11 protein-coding genes are annotated in these 11,273 nt (G+C 54.8%); 3 read left to right on the top strand and 8 right to left on the bottom strand.

Features of this window, described 5'->3' with window-relative positions:
* The first annotated feature begins 206 nt into the window (after positions 1 to 206).
* Positions 207 to 2,102: an ATP-binding cassette domain-containing protein gene (locus EV674_RS15275; RefSeq protein ID WP_119014837.1), complete on the top strand. Its 1,896-nt coding sequence runs from the start codon at positions 207 to 209 to the stop codon at positions 2,100 to 2,102.
* Positions 2,103 to 2,127: 25 nt separating this feature from the next.
* On the opposite strand, the gene EV674_RS15270 is transcribed toward EV674_RS15275, so the two are convergent.
* The 7 genes from EV674_RS15270 to EV674_RS15240 form a co-directional block, all read right to left on the bottom strand.
* On the bottom strand, positions 2,128 to 3,225 hold the full coding sequence (locus EV674_RS15270; protein WP_119014836.1) for a protein-glutamate methylesterase/protein-glutamine glutaminase: 1,098 nt from the start codon (positions 3,223 to 3,225) through the stop codon (positions 2,128 to 2,130).
* A gap of 15 nt (positions 3,226 to 3,240) precedes the next feature.
* Positions 3,241 to 4,002, bottom strand: a complete 762-nt coding sequence (gene cheD / locus EV674_RS15265) for a chemoreceptor glutamine deamidase CheD (RefSeq protein WP_374761701.1) — start codon at positions 4,000 to 4,002, stop codon at positions 3,241 to 3,243.
* Between the two features lie 30 nt (positions 4,003 to 4,032).
* Complete coding sequence (locus EV674_RS15260) at positions 4,033 to 4,929, bottom strand: CheR family methyltransferase (RefSeq protein WP_119014834.1); 897 nt, start codon at positions 4,927 to 4,929, stop codon at positions 4,033 to 4,035.
* Between the two features lie 90 nt (positions 4,930 to 5,019).
* Positions 5,020 to 5,508 (bottom strand): chemotaxis protein CheW, encoded by a 489-nt coding sequence (locus tag EV674_RS15255; protein WP_119014833.1) that lies wholly within the window; start codon positions 5,506 to 5,508, stop codon positions 5,020 to 5,022.
* Positions 5,509 to 5,539: 31 nt separating this feature from the next.
* A complete protein-coding gene (locus EV674_RS15250; protein ID WP_119014832.1) occupies positions 5,540 to 7,657 on the bottom strand; it encodes a chemotaxis protein CheW in 2,118 nt (705 codons plus the stop codon).
* 39 nt (positions 7,658 to 7,696) lie between these two features.
* Positions 7,697 to 8,059, bottom strand: coding sequence for a response regulator (locus EV674_RS15245; RefSeq protein WP_119014831.1), 363 nt, complete (start codon positions 8,057 to 8,059; stop codon positions 7,697 to 7,699).
* 52 nt (positions 8,060 to 8,111) lie between these two features.
* The gene (locus tag EV674_RS15240; RefSeq protein WP_119014839.1) at positions 8,112 to 8,558 is read right to left on the bottom strand and encodes a hypothetical protein; all 447 of its coding nucleotides are present in this window, start codon (positions 8,556 to 8,558) and stop codon (positions 8,112 to 8,114) included.
* A gap of 177 nt (positions 8,559 to 8,735) precedes the next feature.
* Here EV674_RS15240 and EV674_RS15235 point away from each other — a divergent pair, with 177 nt between their 5' ends.
* Positions 8,736 to 9,842, top strand: a complete 1,107-nt coding sequence (locus tag EV674_RS15235; RefSeq protein ID WP_241525039.1) for a hybrid sensor histidine kinase/response regulator — start codon at positions 8,736 to 8,738, stop codon at positions 9,840 to 9,842.
* Positions 9,839 to 10,468: a response regulator gene (locus tag EV674_RS15230; protein WP_119014829.1), complete on the top strand. Its 630-nt coding sequence runs from the start codon at positions 9,839 to 9,841 to the stop codon at positions 10,466 to 10,468. The genes EV674_RS15235 and EV674_RS15230 overlap by 4 nt, the downstream gene beginning before the upstream one ends.
* Positions 10,469 to 10,489: 21 nt before the next feature.
* Here EV674_RS15230 and fliR read toward each other — a convergent pair whose 3' ends face one another.
* Positions 10,490 to 11,260 carry a flagellar biosynthetic protein FliR gene (gene fliR, locus EV674_RS15225; RefSeq protein ID WP_119014838.1) on the bottom strand — a complete coding sequence of 257 codons (771 nt, stop codon included), beginning with the start codon at positions 11,258 to 11,260 and terminating at the stop codon, positions 10,490 to 10,492.
* Positions 11,261 to 11,273 lie beyond the last annotated feature (13 nt).

Below are 11,273 nucleotides of genomic sequence, written 5' to 3'. Positions count from 1 at the left end.
AAACCCAGAAAACTTTTTCAACCACCTTCGCCACCCAAACAACACCGGAAAAACCAAAGCACCGGGTAGCGAAGCCCTCTACTGTAACACAGAACAGAAGGCGTCGTGGAAATGTTTCAACGAAGGACAAGAAATCTCTCAGATCGCGTGCGCAAGGCATCCCACCACAGGGCAACACTGACTTGCACCGGATAATCCTTCGCACCATGGCATTGATTACTTTATTAGATGCACAGCTGGCCTTCGGGCATGTAGCTCTGCTGGATCACGCAACTTTCTCTCTGGAGACAGGAGAGCGCGTGGGATTGATTGGTCGAAACGGCGCAGGCAAGTCTTCGCTGCTCAAGATACTGGGAGGGCTGGCTCACCCAGATGATGGTGCACGCCATCTTCAGCAAGGCGTACGCATCGCCTACGTTGCACAAGAACCCACACTAGATCCAGCCGCAACCGTTTTCGAAGCTACTTCCGAAGGCTTGGCTGAAGTCATCACGCTGCGCGATCAGTACCTGAGTGGGGCTGACGGAGTCGATCTGGATGCGCTGCAGACACAAATTGAAGCCTACGATGCCTGGAACTGGGAGCAGCGGGTAGAAGAAACCTTGCAGCGCTTGCATCTGGATCCACAAGCGCGCATTGCTAATCTCTCTGGTGGCACACGCAAGCGGGTGGCACTCGCACAGGCATTGGTTACCAGGCCCGATGTACTGCTGCTGGATGAGCCGACCAACCACTTGGACTTGGACTCTATCGAATGGCTTGAAGAACTGCTGGTAGATTTCAGCGGCAGTATTGTCACCATTACCCATGATCGCGTCTTTTTGGATCGGGTGGCCACCCGCATCGTCGAGCTAGATCGGGGTCAATTGCGCTCTTATCCTGGCAACTTCGCGCAGTACCAGTTGCAAAAACAAGAGCAGCTCGCCCAGGAAGACACCATTGCCGCAAAGGCTGACAAGCTGTTGGCACAAGAAGAAATCTGGATCCGCAAAGGCGTTGAGGCCCGCCGGACCCGAAGCCAAAGCCGCATAGGGCGCCTGGAAGCCTTGCGCGCCAGCCGCGCTGCGCGCCGCGACACCTTGGGCAGCGTCAAGATGGATCTGGCATCCGGTGCCCCCAGCGGAAAAATCGTAGCGGAACTGGAGGGTGTGTCCAAGACTTTTGGCGCCAAAACCATCGTCCGCAACTTCAGCGGCACGATTCTGCGCGGTGACAAAGTCGGGCTGATCGGCCCCAACGGTGCAGGCAAAACCACGCTACTCAAACTGATTCTGGGCGAGTTGCAAGCCGATAACGGTCGGGTACGCCAAGGCGCCAACCTACAGGTTGCTTATTTTGATCAGATGCGCCACGCCATTGATCTGGATGCTACGTTGGAAGACTTCATCAGTCCGGGCAGCGAGTGGATTGAAATTGGCAAACAACGCAAGCACGTCAAAAGCTATCTGAGCGACTTCCTGTTTTCTCCTGCGCGAGCGCACTCACCGGTGCGCTCGCTGTCCGGTGGCGAACGCAACCGCCTGCTACTGGCCCGCCTTTTTGCTCGCCCCGCCAATGTGCTGGTACTCGATGAGCCCACTAACGACCTGGACATTGAAACCCTGGATCTGCTTGAAGATTTGCTGCAAACCTATGAGGGCACGGTATTTCTGGTCAGCCATGACCGTGCTTTTCTGGACAACGTGGTCACCAGCACCATTGCTTTTGAAGGCGATGGCCTGTGGCGTGAATACGAAGGCAGCGTGCAAGATTGGCTGATCCAGTCGCGCCGCAGCCGTGAAATTGCAGCCGCATCACTGCCCGAAGTTAGCACGCAAGCCATCTCAGAAAATACTAACAAAAATACGGCTCAAAGCCCGCCAGTAAAGCGCGAACAGCTATCAAAAAAGAAGCTAAATTACAAAGACCAACGTGAGCTCGATCAACTGCCCAACCTGATTACCGCACTGGAGACAGAGCAGCAGGCCATTCAGCAAGCCTTGGCCGACGGCACTTTGTACAGCAGCGATAGCGCACGCGCCGCTGCACTGCATGCGCGCGAAGGAGAGATAGAAAATACGCTGATGGCCGCCCTGGAGCGCTGGACGGAGCTGTCAGCGTAAGGCAGCGCGGGTGCTGCCGCTGCGCTCAAATGCGGTGGTAACCCCGATCGGAAGTGCCACGCAACCTGGCAACCAGCGCTGGCGCGATCTGCACCAGGGGCAACACCTCATCGGCGGCGCCCTTGGCAATCGCTTCACGCGGCATGCCAAACACAATGCAACTGGCTTCGTCCTGCACATAGTTGTAACTGCCTGCGTCTTTCATCTCGCGCATGGCAGTGGCACCATCGGCCCCCATCCCTGTGAGCATGATGCCGAACGCGTTGCGCCCCACCACGCTGGCTGCGGATTTGAAAAGCACTTCTACCGATGGCTTGTGCCGGTTCACGGGAGGGCCATCGTCCACCACAGCCACATAGTTGGCGCCACTGCGGCCTACATAAAACTGCTTGCCACCAGGCGCAATGTAGGCATGCCCAGGCAAGATGCGCTCGCCATGCACAGCCTCTTTGACCGTGATCTGGCACAGACCGTTGAGTCGCGCAGCAAAGCTGGTGGTAAAGCCTGGTGGCATGTGCTGCGTGATAACAATAGCAGGGCAGTCAGCGGGCAAATGCACCAGAATTTCTTTGATCGCCTCGGTACCACCCGTGGATGCACCGATGAAAATCAGTTTCTCGGTGGATAAGCGCCCCAGCAGGCTGGCCGTGGAAGCGGTTGGCTGCGCAGCATTTGCCACTGCGGCAGTGCCCACAGGTTCACGCTGCATACGCCGCACCTGCGCTACCGCAGCGACCCGAATTTTGTCCACGATCTGGCTGGCCAGCTCATTCAAGCCGCTGGCAAGGCCCACGCGCGGTTTGGCAACAAAATCCACCGCTCCCAACTCTAGCGCTTTCAAAGTCACTTCGGCACCGCGCTCGGTCAGGGTGGAAATCATGACCACGGGCATGGGGCGCAGGCGCATTAGGCGCCCCAAAAAATCAATACCGTCCATGCGCGGCATTTCAACATCCAAGGTGATCACATCGGGATTCAACTCCCGAATCATCTCGCGAGCGATCAATGGGTCATTGGCCGTGCCGATGCACTCCATGTCACGCTGGCGGTTGATGATTTCCGCGAGCAGACTGCGCACCAGCGCGGAGTCATCCACCACAATCACCCGGATTTTCCTGCTCATCACCAAAACTCTTCCTTAAAAAAGATCCACAGACCCACCAGCAGTAGTTTGAACCACTGTGGCAGCGCTGCCCCGCTTCTCCTGCGCCAGGACATCGGGGTGGGCATGCGCCAAGCGCTTGACCATGGCTTTTCCCGTTGCAGGAAAGAACACCACTTTGCGCGGATAAATATCCAGCACGTCCTCGGAAACAATAGGAATGCGTTCTGTGCGCAAGTAACTCACCACGAATTGCGTATTGCGTTCACCCACATTCATGGTGGTGAAATTGTGCATGACCTGCGCGCCACCAAAAATTTTCGCCTGCATGGTTTCCCGTCTGGCACCAAGCTTAAGCATTTCGTTGATGAGCAATTCCATGGCGTAGGAGCCATAACGCCCAGAAACATCTGTGGCATCACCGTCGGGCAGCATGAAGTGGTTCATACCCCCCACTTGCATGCGACTGTCCCACAAACATGCCGCAATGCAGGAGCCCAGCACAGTCATGATCACCATGCTTTCATTGGAGACAAAATACTCACCCGGCAACACCTTGACGGCGTTGTGCTGGAAGTGATGGTCAAAAAAGAAGAAACCCGCCTGCCCAGGCCGACGGGGCCGGGCCTTGAGCTCATCCAGACAGGAATCACGTACGACCACCCCACTCCCGCTGCGCATTTCGGGAGCGAACGGTGCCATGCGCGGTACGCTGCGGCGCTCGGAAACCACGGGCGCAGCAGCACCCACTTGCGCCATGAAAGTGGGGGTAGAGAAACCAGATCGAATGGTGGTCATGAAGCGTGGCGCAGAAACTTGGCAAACCAGTTAACGGCGTTCGTAGACGGTCTTTCCACGCAAGGTGAAAAGATCCCGGGATTCGCTGAAATTCTCAGCGTGTCCGACGAAGAGCATGCCACCGGGTTTGAGCACCCGATGGATTCGCTCTAATACGCTACGCTGCGTTGCGGCATCAAAATAAATCATGACGTTACGGCAAAAAACCACATCGAAAGGCTCACGAAACGGCCAGTCATCACGGATGAGGTTAACGATCATGAATTCAATAGCATTGCGCAATTCGGGCTTGGCACGCATCAAACCAGCGTTTCCTCCCTTTCCGCGCAGAAAAAACCGCTGCAACCGCTCTGAACTCAAGCCTTTGAGCGCATCCATCCGATAAACCCCCTGTGCAGCAGTGGCCAACACGCGCGAATCAATATCGCTGGCAGTCAGTTTGAATGGTGCTTTGGCCCCCAGCGCCTCCAAGGCGGTGATGACAATAGAGTAAGGCTCTTCTCCCGTTGATGCAGCATTGCACCACACTCGCCAAGGCGTTCCTGCAGGTTTTGAGCGCAAGTACGTTGCCAAAATCTCGAAGTGGTGCTGCTCTCGGAAAAACGCTGTCAGGTTGGTGGTCAGCGCATTCACAAACTCCTGCCACTCGGGGCCATCATGGCGCTCCAGCCAGTCGAGGTATTCCCGAAAACTGGCATGCCCCGTTTCGCGCAAACGCCGTGACAGTCGGCTGTAGACCATGGCGTGCTTGCCATCATGCAAGCTAATGCCTGCACGCTGGTAAATCAGCGTCTGAACCCGCAAAAAGTCGGCGTTAGACCAAGCGAACTCGCGTCCCTGCTCCAACGGCCCTGATGACTCTTCACCGCCTGCGGGACGTACAGGATCACCTCGCTTAGAAAGAGGAGTTGCTGAAGCTTGACGCATGCGCGGTATATCCTGAAACAATTTTTTGTCGCCACCCCGTAATCGGTACATCGCGATGCACCAGTGTCGACCCGGGACAACCGCTCAGGCTCAATCGCCTACAGCCACCAAACCCATATCAACACTGGACATCAGTTTTTCGATATCCAACAAGATCAACATGCGATCACCGACAGAGCCGAGCCCCAAAATACAACCGTTGTCGATAACACTCTCAATATCCGGAGCAGCCCGGATGCTATCGGGTGCTAACTCCATCACATCGCTGACGGAATCCACCACGATGCCCACCACACGATGGCGCAAATTCAGGATGATGACAACCGTAAAACTGTTGTACTCCACCTGGGCGCAATTGAATTTCAAGCGCATATCCACAATCGGGACAATAGTGCCCCTCAGGTTGACAACGCCCTTGATGAAGTCAGGCGCGTTAGCGATGCGGGTGGGTGGCTCATAGCCCCGTATTTCCTGGACCTTGAGGATATCGATCCCGTATTCCTCTTGATCTAGTCGAAACGTGAGGTACTCACGTGCCCCCGAAGAGGCAGCCTCCCCCGTCTTGCTTATTACGCTCATGGTGAATTCTCCTTAAATTACGTTGGCACACTCAATGACGCGCCCGGCGAACCAGGCCACCAATATCCAAAATGAGGGCCACCTTGCCATCGCCCAGGATAGTCGCCCCGGAAACGTTCGGCACCTTACGGTAATTCGATTCCAGATTTTTCACCACCACCTGGTGCTGCCCCAACAGCTCGTCCACCAGCAAAGCCACGCGACTACCGTCAGCTTCTACAACAACCATGATAGTGCTCGATTTTTCAGGATCACATCGGGGCACCTGGAAGATACGCTCCAAAGCAATCACGGGCATGTATTCGTCGCGCACTTTCACCAATTGGGCGCCCTGCGCCACCGTGCTCACATCGTCGGAATTGACCTGGAAGGACTCGACCACCGAGGAAAGAGGCAAGATATAGACCTCATCACCCACTCCGACCGACATGCCATCCATGATGGCCAAGGTCAAAGGCAAGCGCACCGACACTTTCATGCCTACGCCTTCGGTGGACTCAATCTCCACCGTTCCATTCAGGGCTGCGATGTTGCGCTTGACCACGTCCAAACCCACGCCACGCCCAGAAACATCGGTAACCACCTCGGCCGTAGAAAAACCTGGCGCAAAAATGAGCATCCAGACGTCTGCATCCGCCATCTGGTCTGATACGTCCATGCCACGCTCACGCGCCTTGCGCAGAATTTTCTCGCGTGAAAGGCCGCGGCCATCATCACGCACGTCAATCACGATGGAGCCACCCTGGTGTGATGCAGACAACGTGATGGTGCCGTGCTCAGGTTTTCCCTTGGCCAAGCGATCAGCAGGCATCTCAATACCGTGATCGCCACTGTTACGCACCAAGTGCGTCAGAGGGTCAGTGATTTTCTCTACCAACCCCTTGTCCAATTCAGTGGCTTCACCCAACGTCACCAAATCGACTTTTTTGCCCAGTTTATTGGCCAAATCGCGAAGCATTCGGGGAAAGCGGCTGAAAACAACCGACATGGGAATCATGCGGATAGACATGACTGACTCTTGCAAGTCACGCGTATTGCGATCCAGATCTGCCAATCCTGCTAGCAGTTGCTGGTATGCCGCGGCATCAAGACCATGGCTGTTTTGTGCAAGCATAGCCTGCGTAATGACCAATTCCCCCACCAAGTTGATAAGTTGATCCACTTTGTTGACAGCGACACGAATCGTAGTGGATTCCATCTGTGCTTGACTTGCCACCTTAGGGACACTACTGGCAGCTGGTGGCACAGGCGCGGGTACGGGCACGGGCAAAGCCACGACAGGCGCAACCACACCGGTGGCGGGTGCGCCAGGCGCGTCTCCAAAGAAACCGTAAGGCTCCTCATTCATACCTTCTTTGGCAGACACTGCCCCTGAGTCTACGAGCTCTTGTTGCTCAATGCCGCCCACCGGGTGTATTTGAACTTGCTCCTTGGATACATGGAATGCAAACAAGTCCAATAAATCGTCATTCGTGGATGATGTTTCCACCGCGAAGAGGCGTGTTTGTGCCTGATCGCTCGGCAAATCACTGATAGTGCCAAGCCCTGGAATATCACGAAACAACTCTTTGACAGCATCTGCTTGCTCAAGCCGATCCAAGGGGCCAATGCGCACCTGAATGCGACGAACACCCGGAGGCAGTGCGCTCAGCGCCTGCGCTGGTGCCTGCGGAGCGGGTGCTTGAACTGGCGCAGGCGGGGGTGCAGGCACAGGTGTTGGCACCGCACCTGAGGCCAATTCACTGATGCGCCGCACCAAGCCTGCGGTAGATGCAGCCTCGCCTTGCCCGCCCGACTGGTGGCGAGCCAATAAGCTGCGAGAGGCATCAGCCGACTCCAGCAATACATCAACCATCTCGGGAATCGGCTGAATTTCGTGCCGGCGCAAGCGATCCAGCAACGACTCCATATGGTGCGTCAACTCAGCCACATCAGAAAAACCGAACGTGGCAGAACCACCCTTGATCGAGTGCGCACAACGAAAAATACCGTTGAGCTCCTCATCATTGGCAGCAGTAAGGTCTAGATCAAGCAGGATGCGCTCCATCTGATCCAGATTCTCACCGGCCTCCTCAAAAAATATCTGATAAAACTGGGTGAGGTCGAAATCCGCCCCTGCGCCAGTGCCTTCTTGATAGGTTTCACCCATGGGGGGCTCCTGTGTACGTGGTGTACCTGTCCATCGCCATTAACGAATCACTTTCCGGATCACTTCAATGAGCCGGTTGGGATCAAAGGGTTTAACCAGCCAACCAGTGGCACCAGCACTGCGGCCGGCCTGCTTCATTTGGTCGCTGGATTCAGTGGTCAAAATCAAGATGGGAACCGTCTTGAATTTAGGGTGCTCACGCAACTTGCGTGTCAGCCCAATACCATCAAGGCGAGGCATGTTCTGGTCTGCGAGCACCAGATCGATGTCTTGGTTTTGCGCTTTCTCGTAAGCGTCTTCACCATCCACCGCCTCGACTACATGGTAGCCTGCACCGGTCAGGGTGAAAGACACCATTTTCCGCATGGACGGAGAGTCATCAACGGCAAGAATCGATTGCATGTAAAGGCTCCAGCAGAATTGAAAATATTCGTTGTAAAGTGGATTGTGCCGTTCAAAACAGCTCTATGGATCCAGCATCCATTTCACTCTGAGTCACAGGGTTGGGACGATCTGGTGCCATTTCTATAAATGGCGCAGCATCTTCGCCCTCTTCATGTCCCATGGCTTCCGCTGCTAACCTGAACGCACACCCCTGCAACACTTTAGTGGTATGCCATATCAACTGCGATGCCATATCCTGAAACTGTAGCTCTGTGACAGCACGTCGAAGCGCCGCGCGCGCATTTGTAAGCTCAACGGATTCTCCGACAACGGGGTCACTCAAAGCGTCATTGGCCTGTCCAAAATTTTCCAATAGCTTGTCAGCTGCATGGCTCAGCAACCCCTCCAGCCGGTGCAGGTCGTGCATTACCACCATTAATGAATCCTGCAAATCTGCCGCCACCATGACAGGCACCTGGACTCCCGGGAGTCCTGTTCTTGTTAGTGTTGACTGCATTGTTTCTCCATCGCTGCCTGTAGCTTGCATGGTGCATCCGTATTCAGTGCCACACCCTGCAGGACAACGGCACTACGACCGTGCTCCTGCACCCTATTTCACCTTGGCATGGCCTATGGCCATCACAGCGCCCAAACCCTTGCTTGTTCCAATTTGTATCCTATGATAGCGCTACACATGGCTCCCACCGAACCAGAGCAGTTGCTCAGTATTCTGCACTTGGAAGACTCACTGGCAGATCACCGCTTGGCAGTCACAGTTTTGCGCCGCTCAGACATGGTATTCACTGTGCAACACGCAGACTGCCTGGAGTCGTTCAAACGTCTGCTCACAGGCACTCACGTGGATGTGATACTTGCAGATTACAGGCTACCAGGCTTCACAGCCCTGGATGCTTGGCAAATCACTGTTGAGCAGCATAACCACCCACCTTTTATCTTGCTTTCAGGCGCCATTGGAGAAGCAGCCGCAGTAGATGCCATGCGTTTGGGCATTGCCGACTACGTGCTCAAGGATGACATGACACGCCTGCCCCACGTGATACGGCGGGCCTGCGAAGTACATCAAACCAGGCTACTGAGGGAACAGACTGCACGGGATTTGGCAGCCTCGCAAAAGCGGCTGGCCGAATTAACCCAACACCTGCAAACCTCCATAGAAAACGAACGTGCCGCAATTGCGCGTGAAATCCACGACGACATTGGGGGAGCATTGACAGCCATCCGCTTTGATCTAGCGTGGATAGACCGCCACACTACACAAACAGACGTGCGTGAACATGCACAAGCAGCCACGAGTATGTTGCAACATGCAATTGGTGCCAGCCAACGCATCATGATGAACCTGCGACCACACATACTAGATCAAGGCATGGTCGCAGCTGTGCAATGGCTCGCTGAGGACTTCGAGCGCCGCACGGGCGTACCCACCCAAGTACGGACCAGCTCACAAACCATTGAAGTTCCCAATGCAGTGCAACTGGTGGCGTACCGTACAGCACAAGAAGCGTTAACCAACATTTCCAAATATGCAAACTCTAGTCAAGTGCGTATTGACCTCTCAGACTCAGAAGGTGTGCTGACGCTTGAAGTGAGCGATAACGGGCAGGGCTTGGAGCCTGCTGCGCTCGACAAACCAAAAGCATTTGGCCTCAAAGGCCTGCAAGAACGTGCGTTAACAGTCAACGGCTGGCTGGACATCAGTGGGTCTCCGGGACATGGAACTTCCGTAATCTTGTCGGTACCGCTAGGATCCGTGGCATCAGCAACGGGAGAGACTCAGTGATTCAGGTAGTACTCTGTGATGACCATGCAGTGGTGCGTCGTGGTATCCGTGACACGTTGACAGAAGCGCCTGATATTCAAGTCACTGGTGAAGCAGGAAGCTATGCCGAATTACGCGAAATACTTCGTGAGGCAACCTGTGACGTCTTGCTACTGGACTTGAACATGCCTGGACGTAGCGGTCTGGAAGCATTGGCCAGTCTGCGCGAGACAGACTCAGAAATCAAGGTACTGGTTGTCTCGATGTACCCGGAGGATCAATATGCAGTGCGCTGTCTGCGCGCTGGTGCCCAAGGGTATGCCAACAAAGCCTCTGACCCTGTCGCATTGATAGAGGCAGTGCGCACTATCATGCAAGGACGCAAATACCTTACCCCGGAAGTAGCGCAAATGCTGGCGGAGAGCGTTTCAGAACGTGTACCAGAAATGCCCCACTCAGCGTTGTCGGAACGCGAGCTACAAACTCTGCTCAAAATTGCTACTGGCAGACGACTGTCTGAAATCGCAGAAGAATTGATGCTCAGCCCCAAAACCGTAAGTGTCTATCGCTCCCGGGTACTGGAAAAACTCGGCCTTACCAATAATGCTGAGCTCACCGTATACGCCATACGCAATCAGTTGGTTTAATAGCCTGTTCAAAGCACTGCTCTACCGCTGAACAGCAAACAAGTCTATGGCTTGCTGTAGCAACGTCAGCACGGGCTGCTCCAACATGGGCAATGTGGCTGTAATACCAAGCAAGCCGACGGTCAACGTGACCGGAAAACCGACAGCGTAAATGTTCATCTGGGGAGCAACACGCGAGATGATGCCCATCGTCAAGTTGACAAACAATAGCAACGCCATCATGGGCAAGGCAATCCACAAAGCGCTAGAGAACAGCGATGTTCCCAGCGCATAAAGGCGCATCTGCGCAAGCGCCTGCAAGAAGTTTCCATCCACCGGAAAGCTCCGAAAACTCTCCACGACCGCCATGATCAGCAGTAAATGACCATTGATGACTACAAACAGCAGCATGGCCATTTGCCCAAAGAAACGCGCTACTGCGCTCACTTGTGCATTGCTGGTCGGATCGAAAAAGGATGCAAAATTCAACCCCATCTGCAAGCCAACGATTTCACCCGCCAGCTCCACCGAGGCGAATACCAAACGCACAGCAAACCCGAGAGCCAGACCAACGCCCACTTGCTGCATGACAGCACCCAGTGCCGCAGGACTGTTGAACGGAACCACCGGCTGGTTCGCCAGCATGGTTTGCGCGCACAAAGAGACGAAAAAAGCCAATCCAATCTTGGCGCGCATCGGAATCACGCGCATCGAAAACACTGGCGCTACAGAAAATAACGCCAATACACGTAAAAATGGCCAAAGAATCGGAGACAGCCACGTGACCAGCTGTGCCTCAGAAAAGGTGATCAACTTGGCACCACTC

It is taken from the genome of Simplicispira metamorpha, from assembly GCF_004341365.1.
Taxonomy (GTDB): Bacteria; Pseudomonadota; Gammaproteobacteria; order Burkholderiales; family Burkholderiaceae_C; genus Simplicispira; species Simplicispira metamorpha.
This window is presented reverse-complemented; position numbering and strand designations above follow the sequence as displayed.